Source organism: Vibrio litoralis DSM 17657 (genome assembly GCF_000426765.1).
GTDB classification, from domain to species: domain Bacteria; phylum Pseudomonadota; class Gammaproteobacteria; order Enterobacterales; family Vibrionaceae; genus Vibrio; species Vibrio litoralis.
The window spans coordinates 74,947-95,693 of the sequence record NZ_AUFZ01000019.1; the positions used below are offsets into that span (position 1 = coordinate 74,947).

General features: G+C 42.4%; 22 protein-coding genes. 13 read left to right on the plus strand and 9 right to left on the minus strand.

The features are described 5' to 3' along the window. Positions 1–147 precede the first annotated feature (147 nt). The 7 genes from K358_RS0108415 to K358_RS0108445 all read right to left on the minus strand — a co-directional run bounded on the left by K358_RS0108415 (position 148) and on the right by K358_RS0108445 (position 6,182). A complete protein-coding gene (locus K358_RS0108415; RefSeq protein ID WP_027696401.1) occupies positions 148–1,890 on the minus strand; it encodes a bifunctional lysophospholipid acyltransferase family protein/GNAT family N-acetyltransferase in 1,743 nt (580 codons plus the stop codon). Between the two features lie 89 nt (positions 1,891–1,979). Continuing rightward, positions 1,980–2,444: a YHS domain-containing (seleno)protein gene (locus K358_RS0108420; protein ID WP_027696402.1), complete on the minus strand. Its 465-nt coding sequence runs from the start codon at positions 2,442–2,444 to the stop codon at positions 1,980–1,982. Then, a complete protein-coding gene (locus tag K358_RS0108425; RefSeq protein WP_027696403.1) occupies positions 2,441–3,199 on the minus strand; it encodes an NRDE family protein in 759 nt (252 codons plus the stop codon). Before K358_RS0108425 ends, K358_RS0108420 begins: the two co-directional genes overlap by 4 nt. 33 nt (positions 3,200–3,232) lie before the next feature. Then, positions 3,233–3,784 carry a hypothetical protein gene (locus K358_RS0108430; RefSeq protein ID WP_038150003.1) on the minus strand — a complete coding sequence of 184 codons (552 nt, stop codon included), beginning with the start codon at positions 3,782–3,784 and terminating at the stop codon, positions 3,233–3,235. Positions 3,785–3,874: 90 nt separating this feature from the next. Continuing rightward, entirely contained in the window at positions 3,875–4,963 is a 1,089-nt protein-coding gene (locus K358_RS0108435) for a D-alanine--D-alanine ligase (protein ID WP_211232239.1), read from the minus strand. Between the two features lie 73 nt (positions 4,964–5,036). After that, positions 5,037–5,696: a DedA family protein gene (locus tag K358_RS18250; RefSeq protein WP_083962782.1), complete on the minus strand. Its 660-nt coding sequence runs from the start codon at positions 5,694–5,696 to the stop codon at positions 5,037–5,039. Between the two features lie 177 nt (positions 5,697–5,873). After that, the gene (locus K358_RS0108445; RefSeq protein WP_027696406.1) at positions 5,874–6,182 is read right to left on the minus strand and encodes a DUF4870 domain-containing protein; all 309 of its coding nucleotides are present in this window, start codon (positions 6,180–6,182) and stop codon (positions 5,874–5,876) included. A 135-nt stretch (positions 6,183–6,317) separates the two neighbouring features. Here K358_RS0108445 and uvrD point away from each other — a divergent pair, with 135 nt between their 5' ends. The 3 genes from uvrD (at position 6,318) to pfkA (ending at position 10,711) form a co-directional block, all read left to right on the plus strand. Beyond that, the gene (uvrD, locus tag K358_RS0108450) at positions 6,318–8,489 is read left to right on the plus strand and encodes a DNA helicase II (RefSeq protein ID WP_027696407.1); all 2,172 of its coding nucleotides are present in this window, start codon (positions 6,318–6,320) and stop codon (positions 8,487–8,489) included. A 33-nt stretch (positions 8,490–8,522) separates the two neighbouring features. Beyond that, on the plus strand, positions 8,523–9,422 hold the full coding sequence (gene fieF / locus K358_RS0108455) for a CDF family cation-efflux transporter FieF (protein ID WP_027696408.1): 900 nt from the start codon (positions 8,523–8,525) through the stop codon (positions 9,420–9,422). 326 nt (positions 9,423–9,748) lie between these two features. Beyond that, positions 9,749–10,711 (plus strand): 6-phosphofructokinase, encoded by a 963-nt coding sequence (gene pfkA, locus K358_RS0108460; protein WP_027696409.1) that lies wholly within the window; start codon positions 9,749–9,751, stop codon positions 10,709–10,711. Between the two features lie 52 nt (positions 10,712–10,763). On the opposite strand, the gene agaR is transcribed toward pfkA, so the two are convergent. Next, complete coding sequence (agaR, locus tag K358_RS0108465) at positions 10,764–11,546, minus strand: transcriptional repressor AgaR (RefSeq protein WP_244875243.1); 783 nt, start codon at positions 11,544–11,546, stop codon at positions 10,764–10,766. 244 nt (positions 11,547–11,790) lie between these two features. Between agaR and K358_RS0108470 the strand changes: the two genes are divergently transcribed. The 8 genes from K358_RS0108470 (at position 11,791) to K358_RS0108505 (ending at position 18,727) form a co-directional block, all read left to right on the plus strand. Then, positions 11,791–13,074 (plus strand): D-tagatose-bisphosphate aldolase, class II, non-catalytic subunit, encoded by a 1,284-nt coding sequence (locus tag K358_RS0108470; protein ID WP_027696411.1) that lies wholly within the window; start codon positions 11,791–11,793, stop codon positions 13,072–13,074. Positions 13,075–13,089: 15 nt separating this feature from the next. Continuing rightward, positions 13,090–14,247 carry an SIS domain-containing protein gene (locus K358_RS0108475; RefSeq protein ID WP_027696412.1) on the plus strand — a complete coding sequence of 386 codons (1,158 nt, stop codon included), beginning with the start codon at positions 13,090–13,092 and terminating at the stop codon, positions 14,245–14,247. Between the two features lie 21 nt (positions 14,248–14,268). Beyond that, entirely contained in the window at positions 14,269–14,745 is a 477-nt protein-coding gene (agaV, locus tag K358_RS0108480; RefSeq protein ID WP_027696413.1) for a PTS N-acetylgalactosamine transporter subunit IIB, read from the plus strand. 11 nt (positions 14,746–14,756) lie between these two features. Further along, positions 14,757–15,539: a PTS N-acetylgalactosamine transporter subunit IIC gene (gene agaW, locus K358_RS0108485; protein ID WP_027696414.1), complete on the plus strand. Its 783-nt coding sequence runs from the start codon at positions 14,757–14,759 to the stop codon at positions 15,537–15,539. Continuing rightward, entirely contained in the window at positions 15,529–16,377 is an 849-nt protein-coding gene (agaE, locus tag K358_RS0108490) for a PTS N-acetylgalactosamine transporter subunit IID (protein ID WP_038150004.1), read from the plus strand. Before agaW ends, agaE begins: the two co-directional genes overlap by 11 nt. A 67-nt stretch (positions 16,378–16,444) precedes the next feature. Then, positions 16,445–16,882 (plus strand): PTS galactosamine/N-acetylgalactosamine transporter subunit IIA, encoded by a 438-nt coding sequence (gene agaF, locus K358_RS0108495; protein WP_027696416.1) that lies wholly within the window; start codon positions 16,445–16,447, stop codon positions 16,880–16,882. Next, complete coding sequence (gene nagA, locus K358_RS0108500; RefSeq protein WP_027696417.1) at positions 16,882–18,039, plus strand: N-acetylglucosamine-6-phosphate deacetylase; 1,158 nt, start codon at positions 16,882–16,884, stop codon at positions 18,037–18,039. The genes agaF and nagA overlap by 1 nt, the downstream gene beginning before the upstream one ends. A 67-nt stretch (positions 18,040–18,106) precedes the next feature. Then, on the plus strand, positions 18,107–18,727 hold the full coding sequence (locus tag K358_RS0108505) for a histidine phosphatase family protein (protein ID WP_027696418.1): 621 nt from the start codon (positions 18,107–18,109) through the stop codon (positions 18,725–18,727). Positions 18,728–18,859: 132 nt separating this feature from the next. Here the strand turns inward: K358_RS0108505 and tpiA are convergent, their stop codons facing one another. After that, on the minus strand, positions 18,860–19,633 hold the full coding sequence (gene tpiA / locus K358_RS0108510) for a triose-phosphate isomerase (RefSeq protein ID WP_027696419.1): 774 nt from the start codon (positions 19,631–19,633) through the stop codon (positions 18,860–18,862). 219 nt (positions 19,634–19,852) lie between these two features. Here tpiA and K358_RS0108515 point away from each other — a divergent pair, with 219 nt between their 5' ends. Together K358_RS0108515 and K358_RS0108520 are read left to right on the plus strand one after the other, a co-directional pair. Then, positions 19,853–20,203 carry a 5-carboxymethyl-2-hydroxymuconate Delta-isomerase gene (locus K358_RS0108515; protein WP_027696420.1) on the plus strand — a complete coding sequence of 117 codons (351 nt, stop codon included), beginning with the start codon at positions 19,853–19,855 and terminating at the stop codon, positions 20,201–20,203. Positions 20,204–20,227: 24 nt separating this feature from the next. Next, positions 20,228–20,659, plus strand: a complete 432-nt coding sequence (locus K358_RS0108520) for a DUF805 domain-containing protein (protein ID WP_027696421.1) — start codon at positions 20,228–20,230, stop codon at positions 20,657–20,659. Positions 20,660–20,747 lie beyond the last annotated feature (88 nt).

Genomic DNA, 20,747 nt, shown 5'->3' on the forward strand with positions numbered 1-20,747 from the left:
GAAACGTTGCTCGAGCGCTTTGCTTCTAGGGCGCTACGCTGCTCGTAACTCGATGATGCTGTAGTGATTTAACTAAGCCGATAACTGTCATTGTTATCGGCTTTTTTCTTTTCCGAGACACGAGCGACGACACGCGAAGCGTCCGAGTTACGTATTCTTATGCTTCCCCAAATACCCCAAACTTTCCTCTTTCCCCATATATTTCGCCAAAGTACGCTGCGGCACTTTACGTAGATCAACCACAATTAAGCCATCAAGTGTATCATTAAAGTCTTTGTCGACATTAAAGCTGATCAACTTGCCATTTAAGTTGAGGTATTGTTTTAGCAATACGGGAATGCTTTTTTGTCCTAAACGGGTGAGTACTTTGGAGAGGAGTTGAATATCAGCGAGTGACGACAACATATCAGCCCGCCAGAAGCTGTTCTTGCTTTTTTTCAGTGGATTACTGGCTTTGACTAGGGTGGCACTGTCTTGATCGAAATGATGCATTTCAAGGGTCGAAACCATCAATTCACGCGCAGTTGGGCTGTATTCACTACTAATGCTTACCGGGCCAAATAAGTGAGTATATTGTGGGTTGCGGTAGGCGTATGTAGCAATGCCTTTCCACAATAACAGTAATGCAGTAAGACTACGTTGGTAATGCAAGTCGATAACTGAACGGCCCATTTCAATCGCATGACCAAATTGATTGATCAGCGTTTCATCAAATTGGAATAGGGTTCGAGAGTATAAACCTTGCACGCCTTTATTTTGCAGAATGTGATCGGTTAACCCTAGTCTGTAAGCACCGACTAATCGCTGGGCCTCGTTATCCCAAATGAAGAGGTGTTGATAGTAGTGGTCAAATTCATCAAGGTCACATTCTTTGCCTGTGCCTTCATTGACGAGGCGGAAATTGGCCTCACGAATTCGACCTATTTCTTGTAACAGATTCTGTATGGCAGAGCTGTCGCAGCAATAAACATCAAAGTTTTTAAAGTTTAATAAGTGGGCTGATGTTGGGAGTCCGTGAATATCCGAGATCAATCGATCTTGTAAGATCGGCGCGATCACGGGTGTTTGATGGGGCAAACTAGGTGCTTGATGTTCAGCTCTAGGCGCGAGTAAATAAGTATTTAATCTTAGATAGTCAACGATATGCTGTTCGCTCGATAAGCTCTCAATTTCTTTTCGATCAATCAGATCACCAATTGAAATATCGATCATTTGGTTGGTTTTATTGAGCATTTCTCGGCCTAGCATGGCGGTTCGCAAGTAGGGATGAACCATGCCCGCCCAATAAAAGGACTTACTATTATGGCCGTTGATATGCATGGCAAGCGCGTTGGCATTGCTACGTTTGATCAATTTAGCGACTGAACGACTCCATGGTTTGTCATTGAGTTGTCCTTGTTCGTCAAAGCTCGATACTTCACCGGCAGGAAATACCAATAATACGCCATCATTATGCAGGTGTTTTAAGCCTTCACGTAGTGCTTTGATATTGGCACTAACGGCATTTTTTCCTTCAAATACATCGACACTGATAAAGAGTGGTGCGAGCTCCGGCAATCTCTTTAAAAATTGGTTGGCCAGTACTTTTACATCAGGTCGAACCTGCAACAACATCTCTGCCAGTATCACGCCTTCCACCGCACCGAGTGGGTGATTGGCGACGATCACTAAAGGCCCTGTCGCCGGAATATTACTAAGATGACCAGAAGCAACCTGATATTGCACGCCGAGCTTTTCTAAGGTGTGACGTAAAAAGCTTTTCGTGTCGAGATGCTTTGGCAGCTGTCGATAGTAAGTATCTAAGGTGTGCAGGCCGGTGACTCTTTCTGCGGCACGCTCGAGTAGGCGAAAAGGAGTCACGCTGGGTAAACGAAAAGGACTAGTTTGCATATTGAGCTCCTAGATAACGACTATCAGTTCCATGATTGAAATAATTTACTGGTTAGATCTTGCAATTTTTTTACAACGTCGCTCTCTGATTAATCCAAAATGGTCGGCCAGTTTTCATCGGCTATTTTGATGAAGCGGTCTTTTTTAGGTAGCCAAGTATCTTGCACGCTTTGGTCGTAGTTGATGTATAGCTTTCCTTGATGGATAGTCCATTGATGTGGATCGCCCGGTGCTAATTGATTTTTTTCACCGACCGCCCAGGCGCAGTAACCACCGTATTGAGGAGCATATTTCTCAGGATCATCGGTAAACATGTCGAGATGTTCCTTGCTGGCAAACCACCATTCGGCGCCTTGGTATTTCGCTTTAAAGTTACTTGAACCTTCCACCGCTTTGCCTTCGGTAAAGTAAGCCACAGTGTCATAACCTTCGAGCGCTTTATTGCTGAAAAAGCCAGTGTAAATAGGGTCACTTGCGGCGATTGCTTGAGTGCTAAACAAAGCCTGGCAAGCGAGTAATAGAGCAAATGTTAGCGTTTTCCAATAAGCTTTCATGCTGGTATCTCCGTCTTGATGATTCTTGGTTCTGTCAGACTATGTATCGCTTGAGACTGACATGCTGAACCGGGTTGGTAATCCATTGTGATGCAGTTAGCTTCGACATTGATCATGGTTAAGCTGACGGTTTGGGCGTCATCACGATGCATGCATACCGAGAGCGTGCCTGCTTGTGGCGAATGGCTCATGTGGTAGTCCCGCAATTGACTGAAGCTAGGCTGTGTCTGATGTTTGGCTTGATGCTTGGTTTGGTTGTTGAAGTGTGCCAATCGCGCGGCCTGCACTTGCTCAAATTCAAGCGAAGATGATGTGATCGGGCTCGATTGCTCGCGCGGTAACACTTCAAGTCCATCCCAGATAATCGCGGGTATTTGGCAATTTGGTGTCAGCTTTTCAGGATCAAAAATTAATAAGCTAAATGGTGGGTAGCCGCTCCAATTGATAGTGGTTAATTGCTCAACGACTTGTGCGTAATTTTGACAATAAGCCAATTGGCGTACGAGTTGTCCACGGCTTTGTTTAGCGGAGCTTGGGGTTTGTCCTTGATAAAAATTCAGTAAGCACAAACTTAAACCGTGATTATTGGTGGCCACCCAAGTGCCTTGTCCATCTGGGTCGATAGGCATTAACGCTACACTATCTTGTTTGCTGAAAGCTTGAGGCGCTAGCGCAATCGAACGGGTTTTCTGTTCATCACGATTAAACAGTATTTGATAGCCACTGGCTGTGACTCGCCAAGTTAAGGTACACATTAGCTTAGTCTCCTCATTAGCCTAAACTCCTCATTAACATAGACTCCTTAAATAACTGGCAGTCGCCGGCGCATAAGAAAAAATGTCGTTGGTTTTAATCTGGCAAGCTTCGGCGTTTACTCGCATTACCGAAAAGTGGTGTGTCGTATGGCTCGACACAAACAACAATTCTCGCTCTAGGCTAGAAGCCATCTGGCATATTTGTTGTTGGTAAATCGATGTTTCACTTTTGATGGTGACCGGCGTTGTTAAGTCTTGTTCGTTTAGCGCGAGTAACCAACGCTTAATTGCCTGTAGCTCATCAATACCAACCTCTCGCTGAGTTTCGACTAATGCCCCACGACGACGTTGATCGTAATCGATAACCCCTTGCGGGTAGCTCATCAGGGCAAAGTACATATCATTAATATGGCGCAAGTGAGCCCCTATGCTGCTTTGCACATAAGGCGTGGCGATATAGATGTATTGAGCGTTATCAAGTTGCCCAAGTAGCTGCAGAGCTTGCTCAATCCCTTCAAGGTTGGCACTTACTAATGGATGGTGAGCATTGTGATTGTCTGATGATGCTGCCATAGATGTCGACATTCCTTACCTTCTTACTCTCTATAAAGTGTTTAAGCTGCGTGTGCTTAACGCCCTTGATTCGTTTTTCAATCCGTTCTTTAATCTGTTTTTTTAATCAGTAGCTGGGTAGTGTTTAATCAATTGTTTTTCTTGCTTTAATGCGCGGAACAATTCACGAAACGTAGGCACTTTATGCCCTGCTTTTCGTTGCAGTGCGCCAATTTCATATAAGCAGCGATATTGATAAAGCAAGGTAGAAAAAATCTCTTTGAGTGGGGTGTTGCTGTCCCAAATGTGTCCGGCTTCGCTGCTCGCACCATTCATTTCTAAAATATCGAAATCTTTGCCTTGCATTAGCGAGTCAATATCTTTGAATTTCACATCCAAGCGTCCAAAGTGATAGCCGGGGTAGTCATCAAAAATCTGGTCTAATTTTTCAGCGAGCGCATCGGTAATATAAGCGTTACCATTTTTGAAAATGCAGCCACGACTATGACTACCAGCAAAGGCTAGTTGGAAAGGTTTGCCATGATCCAAAACCTGTTCGAGCTGATCTTGATGGCGAGGTAGATATAAATGCGCAAGTTGGCTAGCGCGTGGGTCTTGTTCAATCAATTGACGCAGAGTGTGCTTTCCTGTGCCGACTACTACCGGTGAATATTTAAGGGTAATAGAAAATACTTTGCTTTTTGCTTGGTTGGGGTAGCGTATATAAAACAGCCCAGCTTCGGCTTGATAAGGTGATTTTTTTTGCAGCATGTAGCGAGCGTTATCAGGAAAAGAGGCGATGTATTGTTGTAGCTCTTGATCGGATTCCACTAATTGTACTCCGACCCCACGGCAACCTTGATCTGGCTTGGCAACCACTGGGTAGTCTAACCCTGCGTTAATCATGGCTTGTTTGGCTTCTAGCCATTGCGCGGATAAGGAGGAACGCTCTGATTCGGTTTGCTTGATTAACGTAACAAAAGGCGGGATCCATTGTTTGGCGTAATCGCCCGCCAGTTCTAAAATCTCTTGTTTCGATTCACCGACCATACCGCTGAGTTTGATGTGTGGATTGGCGACTAAAGGCAGGCGAAAATCACGATATTTCACTCCATACCATAAGCTTTGTAAAACCACGGGCGTATAGAAAAACCAAGTTGGCCAAAACTCAAAACGAGAAACCACTTTACCCGAATCATCCATTGTCGGCATACCTTGATTGGGTAAGGTTGGTGATGGCTGCCTAGTTAATGTCTCAGTTCGATCTTCAGGAGTTGCATACATATTAAAGTTTCCCTTTTGAAATGCGATGGGATTGAGAGAGTTCGGTTAGGCTGCGATTTGAGCCTTGTTTATTACGAAATTTCTTATTGCGATGAAATGAGCGCCCCGCAATACGGTTTACTCCCCACAATAAAATTAACGCGATTGGGCCAAGCAACCATTTCAGTGGATGTTGTTGTAAATATTCGGTGCTACCAACTTGGTAAATGATGCCGAAGACTAACGCTGTCCATGCGGCCGTCGCCAATAACACTGCAATCAAGAATTGATGAAATGGAATGCGAAAGTAACCGCATAAAGTAAAGCTGACACTACGTAGGCCGGGAATAAAACGGATAATCACGATATTGATGATGGCGTGATGTTTTAATCGGCGTCTGGCTTGACGCAATAATGGCATACTCAATAGGCGATAACGCAGCGCACGCCAACGTCTTGCCCATACTCCAAAGGCATACAGCAACGCATCTCCACTGGTGATACCGACAAAGATGGCTAATAATGCCACTTCAAAAGACATCGAACCTTGGCTTGCCATTACCGCGGCGGTGACAATCGCTAGGTCTTCCAACAAATACGACAGCAGCACGATGCCAATAAAGGCTAACCATGTGTTTTGTTGTATCGTGTTTGGTTGGAGCAAGGTTATGTAGTCTTCCATTTCACACCACGCAGCTAGTCTGTTTGCTTAATAAAACATCACTAATAAAGAACCCATGACTCGCGTTTAAATTTCAATCTTGCTCAGTGAATTCGTTAACGCGCTGAATCTTTGAAATATTTTATGGTTGCACCTGCCTTGATTATTGAGGGCTTAAGCTGCAAAACGATGACAGGGTTATTTAATCAGTCGTAGGTTGATCGGCACTTGGTAAGCTTTGCCTTTTAAGCAAGAAGCCATGCCGAATAAGCAGAAAACCAAATGAATGGCGCCGAGCAGAGTGAAGAGTAGTTTGCTGCCCACCAATGACGCGGCGATGACCGCTAGCCACAATGTAATCCCCCAATTGAGGGCTTCTTTGGCTTGTTGCTTGATGAAGGCATCTTCCCGTTTGAAGATTAAGAAAAGTAACCCAGATAATATGCTAAAAAATACGCTTAGCAGCCAAACGATAGCGGCAGTCACCATAGATTTATTCGCTTTCATAGGATTTCCTTTTATCCAAAGGCTATTTTTAGTGTAGTTGCCAATGCTGAGAATGAAACCTCGTCACACCCCCTAAAATCCTGTAGTAAGTTGGTGTATACTCTGCTTTTATGTATAAATAACCAGTAGATGACGATGGATCCTTCTTTATTACTCGATGGTCTTAATGACAGACAACGTGAAGCGGTTGCCGCTCCATTGGAAAACTTACTCGTATTGGCGGGCGCAGGCAGTGGTAAAACCCGCGTGTTGGTCCATCGAATTGCTTGGTTATTATCGGTAGAACAAGCGTCGCCGTTTTCGATCATGTCGGTGACCTTTACCAATAAAGCCGCTAAAGAAATGCGCGGCCGAATTGAAGAGCTGATGATGGGCACATCGTCGGGCATGTGGAATGGTACTTTCCACGGTATTTGTCACCGTATTCTGCGCGCCCATTATATGGATGCGAAGTTGCCGGAAGATTTTCAAATCTTAGATTCGGAAGACCAAATTCGTCTGTTGCGCCGTTTGATCAAAGCGCAAAATCTCGATGAAAAACAATTTCCTGCCAAGCAAGCTAGTTGGTGGATCAATGGTAAGAAAGATGAAGGTTTGCGCCCGAGTCATATCGATACTTATCACGATCCGGTTGCCAAAACCTATCTGCAAATTTATCAAGCGTACCAAGAGGCTTGTGACCGTGCTGGCCTAGTCGATTTTGCGGAAATCCTACTGCGTTGCCATGAATTACTGCGCGATAAAGTGCATGTTCGTGAGCATTATCAAGCCCGCTTTAAGCACATTTTGGTCGACGAATTTCAAGACACCAACAACATTCAATACGCTTGGCTACGCATGATGGCGGGAGCGGATTCGCATGTGATGATTGTCGGTGATGATGATCAGTCAATCTATGGCTGGCGTGGCGCACAAATTGAAAATATTCAAAAGTTCCTGCGTGAATTTCCCGGCGCACATACCATTCGCTTGGAGCAAAATTACCGCTCGACCAAAAACATCCTGAATGCTGCCAATGAGCTGATCAGTAATAATACTGAGCGCATGGGCAAAGATTTATGGACCGATGGTAATGATGGTGAACCGATTTCCCTGTATTCGGCTTATAACGATTTAGATGAAGCGCGCTTTGCGGTTAATAAAATTAAAGAATGGCACGAAAAGGGTACGCCTCTCGTCGATTGTGCCATGTTGTATCGCAACAACGCCCAGTCTCGCGTATTGGAAGAAGCATTAATTCAAGCGCGCCTGCCGTATCGTATTTATGGCGGTATGCGCTTCTTCGAACGTCAAGAAATCAAAGACGCCTTGAGTTATTTGCGTTTGATGAACAATCGTAATGATGATGCAGCGTTTGAGCGTATTGTGAATACTCCAACTCGTGGGCTAGGGGATAAAACCTTAGAAACCATTCGGATGACGGCGCGTGATCGTGGCACTACCTTATGGCACGCCGGCGTTCAATTAATTGATGAAAAAGTATTATCTGGCCGTGCAGCGAGTGCATTTAGCCGTTTTATTGAGCTAATCAATGCGATGGAAGATGACACCTTTGACTTAGCACTACATGAACAATTTGACCATGCGATTAAATCCTCTGGTCTATTTACCATGTATGAAATGGAAAAGGGCGAGAAATCCAAGGCACGCATTGAGAACTTAGAAGAACTGGTTACCGCGGCGCGTCAGTTTGAAAAGCCGGAAGAGGCCGATGATATGAGTATGTTGTCAGCATTCTTATCACACGCTGCATTAGAAGCAGGTGAAGGGCAAGCCGATGAGTTTACCGATGCCGTACAGTTAATGACGCTGCACAGTGCTAAAGGTTTGGAGTTCCCATTAGTGTTTATGGTGGGTGTTGAAGAGGGCATGTTCCCTAATCAAATGTCGGCCGAAGATGCCGCGCGTTTAGAAGAAGAGCGTCGCTTGTGTTATGTCGGAATGACTCGCGCAATGCAAAAACTTTATATAACTTACGCCGAAATGCGCCGTGTATATGGTCAAGATAAGTACCATAAGCCATCGCGTTTTATTCGTGAAATTCCAGAAAGCTGTGTGGAAGAAGTTCGCATGAAAGCGCAAGTGAGTCGCCCCGCTACCTCAGGTCGATTTGGCGCAACCGCGGTCAAAGAAAACTTTAACAGCACTGGCTATTCATTAGGTCAGCGAGTGAAACACGCCAAATTTGGTGAAGGTACCATCATCAATTTTGAAGGCAGCGGCGCACAAAGCCGAGTACAAGTGGCCTTTAATGGTGAAGGTATTAAGTGGTTAGTTACCGAGTATGCTCGTTTAGAGACTCTTTAGTAGATGGTTCAAAAATAGGTTGCTTAAACAGACATGGATAAAACGTATTCTAAATTAGTCAACTCTGCCGCGTGGGCAGCCATGGTGATCGCGACTATTTTACTACTGGTGAAATTGGTGGCGTGGTGGCAAACCAACTCAGTGAGCCTATTGGCTTCATTGGTTGATTCATTATTGGATATGGCCGCTTCACTGACTAACTTATTGGTGGTGCGTTATGCGACTCAACCGGCGGATGACGAACATCAATTTGGTCATGGTAAGGCAGAGTCATTAGCCGCATTGGCACAAGCGATGTTTATCTCCGGTTCAGCGTGTTTCTTATTGTTGAACGGGGTAGATCGTTTTTTCCGTCCGCAAGAGTTGGTCTCGCCAGAGCTTGGAGTGTGGGTCAGTGGGTTTGCTATCTTGTTAACTTCAGGGCTAGTGTTGTTTCAAAAACACGTAGTGCGCAAAACCGGTAGCCAAGCTATTGCCGCTGATTCACTGCATTATCAAACAGACTTATTTATGAATGTTGCGATCATGATTGCGCTGGTATTAAGTTGGTATGGCTTAAAACAAGCCGATGCGGTATTTGCCGTGGGGATTGGTTTGTACATTCTGTATAGCGCTTATCAAATGGCGCAAGAGGCGGTGCAATCATTACTGGATCGTCAGTTACCGGAAGAAGAAGTCCAAGCGATTCATCTGGCTTGTGTGTCGGTTGAAGGGGTACTAGGCGCGCATGATCTACGTACGCGTATGTCAGGGCCGGTAAGATTTATTCAGGTGCATATTGAGCTTGATGACCATCTTCCTTTACTGGATGCGCATCGTATTTCTGATGAAGTCGAAGATAAGCTCAATGATTTATTCCCGAATTCGGACGTTTTAATTCATCAGGACCCTATCTCGGTGGTGCCGGCGGCAAAATATCAGCCGTTAAATTAGCCGAAATGCGGTGAATAACATAAAATTATGTGACTTAGCTCATTATAATTGAGACAATTTAAGGGTTACTGTCTATCTTATAGACAGGTAAAAAACAGTTGATAGTGATATGAATCAACATCACTAAGCGTCAAACTTGTATATTATGCTTAATGCTATTTATGTAATCTTCACGCTGGGATAAAGGCTCGTAGTTAAAGAAGCCAGTAAACGGACTAGCGAAGAATTGGGTTGAGTTGCCAATTAAGTATTAGGCTAAAAATAGATAGCCAGTTTCGGTAGCTGAACAAACGAGTTTCTTTTTTAAATATTTTTAGAGGGTGATCATGGTTAAGAAGATCGGTGTTTTAACAAGTGGTGGTGATGCACCAGGCATGAACGCAGCTATTCGTGGTGTCGTGCGTACCGCATTAGGTGAAGGGTTAGAAGTCTTTGGTATTTACGATGGTTATCTTGGTTTGGTTGAAGACCGTATAGAGAAACTTGACCGTTCTAGTGTTTCTGATGTGATTAACCGCGGTGGTACTTTTTTAGGCTCTGCTCGTTTCCCTGAATTTAAAGATATTGCCGTGCGTGAAAAAGGTATCGCGAACCTTAAAAAACATGGTATCGATGCTTTAGTGGTCATTGGTGGTGATGGCTCTTATATGGGCGCGAAGAAAATTACTGAAATGGGTTTTCCATGTATTGGTCTACCAGGCACTATCGATAACGATATTGCTGGTACTGATTACACTATTGGTTATTATACTGCATTAAATACTGTCATTGATGCCATTGACCGCTTGCGTGACACATCATCATCTCACCAACGTATTTCGATTGTTGAAATCATGGGGCGCTATTGTGGCGATTTAACGTTAATGGCTGGTATCGCTGGTGGTTGTGAGTATGTTGTAACTCCTGATACAGGGCTAGATAAAGAAGCTCTTATTCAAAATATCAAAGATGGTATCGCAAAAGGTAAAAAACACGCCATTATAGCAATGACGGAACATTTAACTGATGTTGATGCTCTTGCAAAAGAAATTGAGTCAGCAACGGGACGTGAAACCCGTGCAACAATTTTAGGTCACTTACAGCGTGGTGGTTGCCCAACGGCATTTGACCGTATTCTTGCTTCTCGTATGGGCAACTATGCAGTTGACCTGCTACTAGAAGGTCATGGTGGTCGTTGTGTTGGTATCCAAAAAGAAGAGCTAGTTCACCACGATATTATCGACGCGATTGAAAACATGAAACGTCCGGTGAAAAAAGAACTTTATAAAGTTGCTGAGCAGTTGTTTTAATATCAATATATTAAAGTAAAGTGAGAGGCGGTATTTTATGCCACCTCTCTCTTTATACTAAAATAACGTTAATGCCCTGTTGAACCAACCCTTGATAGTACTCTTCTGGAATTCCTGAATCGGTAATTATTGTCGAAATTTGGCTTATCGTTAATATCTTATGCAAACTCAGCTTACCAAATTTACTGGAATCAGAAACGATTATTACTTCGTTAGATACCTCTGACATTATTTTATTTAGCCTTGCCTCATTTTCACTATGAGTTGTAATACCGTTAGTAAGATGAAATCCATCTACTCCTAAAAATAGTTTATCAAAGTGATAAGCTCGTAGATTATCTTCCGCTTGAGAACCATAAAACGATAAGCTTTTTTTACGAAGCATCCCTCCCGATATAATCACATCTATATTTTCTTTTTGAGCCAACTTCTGAGCAACGTTCAAACCGTTTGTCATCACTGTTAGCTGTACTTCATTTGTAAGGTAGTCAGCAATTCTTTCGGTAGTGGTTCCTGAGTCAAGAATAATTGAATCTTTATCTTTGATTAGCTCTGTTGCTTTTTGGGCAATTTTGTTTTTTTTATCGGCATTTAAAATATGTTTCTCTTGAATGCTAGATTCATTTTGAATCGTAGGTGAAAAGATAGCCCCACCATGAGAGCGAATCAGCACTCCCTGTTGCTCTAGAAATGTTAGATCATTTCTGATTGTTACGGCACTAACTTGATATAGATCAGCTAGATCCATTACGTTGACACTACCTTCAGCCTTAATTTTAGCCAATATATCTTTACGTCGTTGGCTTGTATTTTTCAACATGGTTTCTTCTTTCATTTTATATCCATTAAAAAGTACTTGAGGTTAGATTAACTCAAGCCTACTTGAAACTAAATAGCCCTCTTTGCTTTCGAATCCTTTTCTTTTTACTTTCATTTCTTTCCTTTATCATTAATTTTTAACTTAAATGTGATCTTTTCCACAAAAGAAAGGTATTGAAAGTTTTTTGTGTTTCGTATTCTTGTTTTTGAGTGTAGTGTCTATTTCGTATTCGATTTATTGCATTCTTGAGGAGAAGGTTATGGACTGTTTAATTGAGCTTATAAATCAACATAAAGATGGGGAAGCAGTTGGGATATATTCGGTATGTTCTGCACATCCATTAGTCTTAGAAGCGGCACTACAGCAAGGCTTAAAAGATAATAAACCAGTATTAATTGAAGCGACATCAAATCAAGTAAACCAATTTGGTGGCTATACAGGAATGCAAGCAAAAGATTTTGCGGAGATGGTTTATCAATTGGCAGATAAAGTTGGTTTAGCGAAAGAACAGGTTTTATTGGGCGGAGATCACTTAGGTCCAAACTGTTGGCAATCTTTAGATGCTGAAGATGCTATGGCTAAATCAGAAGTGCTTATTGACTCTTATGTGGCTGCTGGGTTTAGAAAAATTCACTTAGATTGCTCAATGTCTTGTAAGGGTGACCCTGTTCCGTTAACGGATGAAATTGTGGCTGAGCGTGCAGCTCACTTATGTAAAGTTGCAGAAGACGTATGGCAAAAAGTGGGTGGTGAGAAGCCTGTTTATATCGTTGGTACGGAAGTTCCCGTTCCCGGTGGGGCGCAAGAAAATTTAGAAAATGAATTAGAACTGACTAAGCCAGAAGATGCTGTTACCACGATTAATGCTCATCGTGATGCTTTTGAAAAAGCAGGGGTTAGTCATGCTTGGTCTCGTGTTGTGGGGTTAGTGGTTCAACCTGGCGTTGAATTTGACCACCATAAAGTCATTATTTATCAAAGTGAAAAAGCTCAGTCACTTTCTAAAGTTGTCGACCAATATCCTCAAATGGTGTTTGAAGCCCATTCAACTGATTATCAAATCCCAGCCGCTTATAATGCCTTAGTGCAAGATCATTTTGCGATCTTAAAAGTAGGTCCTGCATTAACTTTTGCTTTACGTGAAGCTTTATTTGCTTTGGATTTGGTTGAGCAAGAGTGGCTTGGTGTGGAAGCATCATCAAAACTACGTGAAACCGTTGAAAAGGTCATGACGGAAGAGCCTAAATATTGGCAAAGTTATTACCAAGAAGAAGGCCACCAACTCAAGTTAGATCGTGTTTATAGTTTAAGTGATCGAATTCGTTATTACTGGCCTCATACCGATATTCAACGTTCTCTTGAGAAGCTATTTGAGAATCTAGCAAGCAAACCAGCCCCCCTCACCATATTAAGTCAATATCTTCCTGAACAGATGCAAGCAATTGCGCGAGGAGAAATTGACAATACACCAGAGCAGATAGTTATTAATAAAATCATGGAAGTAACTGCAATGTACTCCCAAGCTTGTTTTCAAAACTCTTAATGTCAGGTAAGTAGTATGACAACATTATTAGGTTACACAAAAGCGTGGTTGGAAGGACAAAATGGCTTTCACACTGCGAATGAAATTACACACCAACCTCGTTTATGGAAAGAGTTGGTAAAAGCGTTGAAAGAAAATCAACAAGTACATTCGGCTTTCTTGAACCCTATATTAAGTAAGCCAAATGTGCGGGTTGTGCTAACAGGAGCGGGAACATCTGCATTTGCTGGCGAGGCTATTGCACCCTATTTGAGAAAGGCAACAGGATTGGTGGTAGATGCTGTTGCTACGACAGATATCGTGTCAAACCCAGAGCAGTTTTTGGTTGCAGATCAACCGACATTGGTGGTTTCTTTTGCTCGCTCCGGCAACAGTCCAGAAAGTGTGGCTGCTGTAGCTATTTCAAACCAAGTTGTGAAAGATTGCAGTCATTTATTTTTGACATGTAATCCTGATGGTGAACTGGCGAAGTATGCACCACAGTCGAGTAATGCGCACAGCATCATTATGCCAGAAGGGTCGAATGATCAAAGTTTTGCCATGACTTCAAGCTTTACTAGCATGATGCTTGCTGCGATTGGGTTGATTACTCAATCAATTAACGAAGGTTTCGAGCAAAAAGTTAACCACGTAGCTGAGATCTGCCAATCAAAATTATCTCAATGGCAACCATTGATTAAAGAGTTGGCAGCGTTAGATTATCAACGTCTTATTGTATTAGGTAGTGGTGGGTTTTTAGGCTTATCGCGAGAAGCCTCTTTAAAATCTCTAGAGCTAAGTGCTGGTAAAGTCATGACAACCTATGATTCATCATTAGGGTTTCGTCATGGACCTAAATTCACAGTAAATGAAAAAGCACTCATTATCCAATTTTTATCTAGCGACTCTTATACACGTCAATATGACCAAGATTTGTTTAATGAATTAACACAAGACGCAATAGCAGCCAGTGTGATTGCGTTGAGTGAAGATACTCCTGCATCAGACGGCATGATAGGAGCAGGCGAAGTGAATGGTGAGGATATTTGGTTATCTTTCCCTTACATATTATTTGCTCAAATGTTGTCTTTTGAAAAATCTTTAGATTTAGGCTTTGGGCCTGATAATCCTTGCCCGAGTGGTGAAGTGAATCGAGTCGTCCAAGGTGTAACTATTTATAACTACAAAAAATAATGTGAACCAAAGGAAGAAATCATGCCAAATATCGTATTAAGTCGAATTGATGAGCGCTTAGTTCATGGTCAAGTGGGTGTTCAATGGGTTGGTTTTGCGGGTGCCAATATTATCGTGGTTGCTAATGATGCTGTTGCTGAAGACCAAATCCAACAAAATTTAATGGAAATGGTTATTGCCGATGGTATTGCCATTCGTTTTTGGTCGATTAAAAAAACCATTGATACCATCCATAAAGCAAATGATCGCCAGAAGATCTTATTAGTTTGCAAAACGCCTCAAGATTTCCAGAAGTTGGTTGAGGGTGGTGTACCTATTAGCAATATTAATGTTGGTAATATGCATTATTGCGATACAAAGAAACAAATTCATAAAACCGTTTCAGTCGATGACTCTGATATTGAATCGTTCAAAGCACTGAAGGCATTAGGTGTTAACTGTACTATTCAAGGTGTACCTACCGAAAGTGCAACTGATATCTTTTCACTAATTAATTAAGGGGTTTCCTCATGGAAATTAGCTTGATTCAGGCATTAATGCTGGGGATTCTTGCGTTTGTTGCTGGTTTAGATTTGTTTAATGGTTTAACTCATTTTCATAGACCTGTTGTTTTAGGGCCGATAGTTGGCTTTATCCTTGGTGACCTCCATACCGGGATCGTGGTGGGTGGTACTTTAGAGCTTATTTGGATGGGGCTTGCTCCGCTCGCTGGTGCTCAACCGCCGAATGTGATTATCGGTACTATCGTAGGGACAACCTTTGCCATTACCACAAATGTTAAGCCAGATGTGGCGGTTGGTATCGCGGTTCCATTTGCTGTAGCGGTTCAAATGGGGATCACTTTCTTATTTTCTGCCATGTCTGCGGTGATGAGCAAGTGTGACCAAATGGCTAGCAATGCGGATACTAAAGGTATCGAACGAGTGAATTATTTTGCACTTGTTGTGTTAGGTACTTTCTATTTCTTATGTGCGTTCTTACCAATTTATATTGGCGCTGAACACGCTGGTGCCATGGTTAATGCTTTACCTAAAGAGCTCGTCGATGGCTTAGGTATTGCCGGTGGAATGATGCCTGCGATTGGTTTTGCCGTGTTGATGAAAATTATGATGAAGAATGTTTACATTCCTTATTTCATTCTTGGCTTTGTTGCGGCCGCTTGGTTAGAGCTGCCTATTTTAGCCATCGCTTCAGCCGCTACGGCAATGGCGATTATTGACTTTATGCGCAAATCAGAACCAACACCTGTTGCCAATACAAACACAGCAGAGGACTTTGAAGATGGAATCTAATAAAGCAGATAATGTGTCAGCGGTTCCTGCTGATGAGTATCAAGATAAATCACTCGGTGTAGAGTTAACCCGATCTGATATTAATAGAATGGCGTGGCGTTCAATGTTGCTACAGGCATCATTTAACTATGAAAGAATGCAGGCTTCAGGTTGGTTATATGGCTTATTGCCGGGTTTGAAAAAAATTCATACCAATGATGAAGATCTAGCAAAGTCGATGAAAGGGCATATGGGTTTTTTCAATACACATCCATTTTTAGTGACATTTGTGATGGGTATTATTTTGGCGATGGAGCGTTCTAAACAGAATGTGAATAGCATTCAAAGTACTAAAATCGCAGTCGGTGCTCCTATGGGCGGGATTGGTGACGCAATGTTCTGGCTCACTTTATTGCCGATTTGTGGTGGTATTGGTGCGGATCTTGCCTTGCAAGGCTCAATATTGGGTGCGGTCGTCTTTCTTCTTTTATTTAACAGTGTGCATTTAGGGTTGCGTTTTGGCTTAGCGCATTATGCGTACCGAATGGGTGTCGCTGCGATTCCTTTAATTAAAGCGAATACGAAAAAAGTAGGGCATGCGGCATCGATGGTTGGTATGACCGTGATTGGTGCATTAGTCGCAACCTATGTACGTTTAAGTACAACGGCTGAAATTACGGCTGGTGATGCTGTGGTCAAATTACAAGTCGATGTTATTGATAAGCTTATGCCTGCATTCCTACCTTTAGTTTATACATTAACTATGTTTGCCTTAGTTAAACGTGGTTGGAGCCCGCTTAAATTAATCTGTATTACAGCAGTTATTGGTGTGGCTGGTCGCTTTTTAGGTATTTTATAACAACATTATAGTTGAAGAGGTGTGGATGAATTTTACGCCTCTTTAATTTGAAGAGAAGAGGAATAATATGATTGCTGTAATTCTTTCTGGTCATGGTTCTTTTGCGAGTGGTTTAGCGCATGCAGTTCGACAAATTATTGGTGAACAAGAACAATTTAAATTTATCGATTTCCCTGAAAGTATGACAACTGAGCAACTTGCAGCTCAGATGAGAAAAGATATTCAAGAGATTGATACTAAAGAAGGTATTGTTTTTTTGACTGACTTACTTGGGGGGTCTCCGTTTAGAACGGCTTCTTTATTGTCTCAAGAAAGAAGTGATATTGAAGTAATTGCGGGAACCAACTTACAGATGGTTGCGGAAATGCTGTTAGAGCGTGATGAGCTTTCCCTTCAATCTTTTAGAGAGCAAGCATTAGTATGTGGTCACCGTGGCATGACAAGCCTATTTGATGAATTACAAAAAAGCTCAACTGCTCAACAAGAAGTGGAAGACGGTATTTAATGATGAAACAGCAGCATTACTTAGCATCAAAAGTATTAATTGGTGATAAATGGTTTGAAAATCAGGTTCTGACGATCAATGCTCAAGGTAAAATAGAGAGTTTTACTTCTAAATTAGAAAGCCAAGTACATGATATTGTTGATTTGGGCGAAGTAATGTTGTTGCCGGGTTTGATTGATGCTCATGTTCATGGGGCAATGGGCGTGGATGTAATGGATGCGACCCATAATGCATTAAATACCATGTCTGAGTTTTTTGCACAAAATGGTGTTACTGGATTTCTTGCCACAACGGTTACTGCACCACCTAAAAAAATTGAAGCGGCCTTGTGTCAAATAGGCGAAAGCTATGTATCTGGAGTGACTGGCGCTCAGTTGTTAGGTGGTTATTTAGAAGGGCCGTATTTTACCGAAAAAAATAAAGGCGCGCATCCAACGGAATGGTTTCGAGAGTTATCGACAGAAGAATTTGATCGATGGATTGGTATTGCAAATGGCAGTTTGAAAAAAGTGGCATTAGCACCAGAAAAAAGCCATGTCGATACCGTAATCCCACACCTTAAACAACAGAATGTTCGAGTAATGCTTGGACATACTGATGCAAGTTTTGATCAGGTTCAGTCGGCATTTGACGCTGGTGCTGACGGAATCGTCCATTGTTATAATGGAATGAGAGGATTGCACCACCGAGATCCTGGTGTTGTTGGTGCTGGTCTATGCCACCATTCATCTTATGTGGAAATGATTGCAGATGGTCATCATGTCCATCCTACGGCTGTTGATGTTGCTCACCGATGCTGTGGAGAGCGTTTAATGCTCATTACTGATGCTATGCAAGCGGCTGGTATGCCAGATGGTGAATATCAGCTCGGTGAGTATCAAGTAAATGTGGTTGATGGTGTGGTTCGCACTTATGAGGGCGGATTAGCCGGTAGTACCTTGGTTTTATTGGATGCAGTTAAAAATATTAGTGAGTGGTTATCTATTCCCTTTGAACAGGCTTGGTTACGTGCATCGCTTACTCCTGCTCGTTCACTGTCGCTGGACCACGAGTTAGGCACATTAGAAGTTGGCAAGTCAGCATCAATGGTTGCCTTATCATTAGATGGAAAAATCAACGCTACTTGGGTTCAGGGTAAAATGGTATATAAAGCCTAATCGTAATCAATATCTCCGTTTGGATATATGCTATGGTTCGATGAAAAGTGAAGCATTGGAGAGATAAATGACGACATTGTATTTTATGAGGCACGCTCAAAGTGAAGCGAACCTTGCCGATATTCTTGCATCTCAGATAGATTTTCCTTTAACTGAAAAAGGAAAAAAAGATGCAGAAAAAATTGCACAAGAATTTTGCCATGATCATCAAATAGACAGAATAATAACATCTTCATTGCTAAGAGCTCAGCAAACTGGTCATCCATTTGAGGAGCTATTAAAGCGAGAAGCCACGACAGATACTCGTTTGGTTGAGCAAGATTTAGGGAAGTATGCAGGGAAAACCTATCAACAATTAGATGATGAACCGGATTACTGCCATGATAGAACTGCTCGCTGGACTTGGGTTCCTGATGGCGGAGGTGAATCGTACCAAATGATTGCAGATCGTTTACAATCATTTTTTGAAGATATGTTCACTCAAGATCAAGGGAGTGTTTTAGTGATTACGCATGCTGTAACCATGCGGATGATTAAAGCTATTTTGCACAATACACTGCCGGAATATCCAAGCGAAATAGCTCATAATGGAGAAATCTGGAAAGTTGTATTAACCAAGAAAGGAGAACACCATCAAATTAATTCTCTTTTTTATGGTGATAGTAAAACTGCGATAAGTAATGAATAAACTTCAAGGTTGAATTGTATTTTAAAACCGTTGGCGAAAGTCAGCGGTTTTTTTATGCTTGCGAAACACGAAACACGAAACAAAAAAAGGCTGGCACTTAGGCCAACCTTTAGTGTTTTTAGCTAGAAGCTATTATGCTTTTTTTGCTTCAGCAGCGGCTTTAGCTATAGCGGCAAAGCTTTTCGCGTCAAGTGCTGCACCACCAACTAGAGCACCGTCGATGTCTGGTTGTGCAAAGTAAGCTGCTGCGTTTTCTGGTTTAACAGAACCGCCGTATTGAATCACAACGTTTTTCGCAACTTCTTCTGATTTCTCAGCAATGTGAGCACGGATTTGAGCGTGGATGCGTTGTGCATCATCAGCTGTTGCTGCTTTACCAGTACCGATTGCCCAGATTGGTTCGTAAGCGATGATTGCGCCGTTAAGAGCGTCAACACCTAGAAGGTTGATTACTGCGTCGATTTGACGAGCACATACTGCAACGGTTTCGCCAGCTTCGTTTTGTGCTTCAGATTCACCGATGCAAAGAACAGGCGTTAGACCGTTCTCTTTTAGGAAAGCGAATTTCTTAGCAACGAACTCGTCTGATTCGTTGTGGTATTCACGACGCTCAGAGTGACCGATGATGATGTGAGAAGCACCGAATTCTTTCAACATAGCTGGAGACATATCACCTGTGAATGCACCGCTGTTGTTTAGGTCAGTGTTTTGAGCACCAAGAATGATCGCGCTACCCGCGTCAGTTAGTGTACGCTCAGCAAGATCGATGAATAGTGCTGGTGGCGCTACTGCAACGTCGACGCCTGTTACGCCTTCAAGTTCAGCATTTAGACCAGTTAGCAAATCAACAACCATTTCTTTGCTGCCGTTTAGTTTCCAGTTACCCATAACTACAGGATGACGCATAGGATATTCTCCAATTCGATTAAATTAAAATTAAGACCGAACGATCTTAAATGAGCTACCAAAGAATATAACAGAATAATGTGATGAGATCATGATTCTCATCATGTCAAAACGATCAATAATGTTAGTTTAGTTTATCGATACTTGCTATTAAGCTAGAGCATTTATAAAGCGGCGTCTTCCACGTCTATTTTTAACGTTTTTAACTAAGGAATTTACATGCCAAATGTTGTGATGGAATACTCTCATTCAATTGAAGAACGAGCGAATGTACAAGCGTTATTGGAAGATCTACACCAAGTGACCATTCAGAGCGGTTTATTTGAGGTGAGGGATGTAAAATCGAGAACCTTAAGAACGCATCACTGGCTTATCGGAGATTTAGACGACAGTGTCGGCTTTATTCATGTTACCGTTGAATTGTTGGATGGACGCAGTGATGAACAAAAACGAGCGTTATCGGAAGCTTTGATGCAAGCGTTACAAGCTAAGGCGGCTTTTGTGGCTAGTTTAACGGTGAATATTCGCGATATGGAGCGTGGTTGCTTTCAAAAAGTGACTAATTTTTAATTAATTTCAAAGGTTATTGTAGTTATGACAATCAAACATTGGCTTCTTTCTTTCCAAGGTCGTATTGGACGCCAGCGTTTTTGGATGTGGAATTTGTTTTACTACCTAGTGATGCTCGCGATTATTGGTATCGCGGCACAAAATTTATTTGGTAGTTTTACCGGCGTGGCGATTTTTATTATGAGCGCCGCTCTACTGGTGCCAGACCTAGCGGTAACCGCAAAGCGCTGGCATGACCGCAATAAATCGAACTGGTGGCTGTTGATGCATGTACCTTTGATTGCTGGTCGTTTGATGGCACCGATTGGCGGCGCTGAAACTGTTGAGCCATCGATGATGCAAACGTCGGTATCGATAGTGGCGATTGTTTGTGGCGTTTGGATGTTGGTTGAATGTGGCCTATTAAAAGGTTCTCAAGGTGATAATCGCTATGGGCCAGAGCCGACAAACAACTAGTCTATACCCGTCTTACTTGAAGTTGCAGCTTTGTTGGTCGCGTTCACTCACCCCAATCACTTAGGCTAGCTAAGCTCATGGGGCTTCA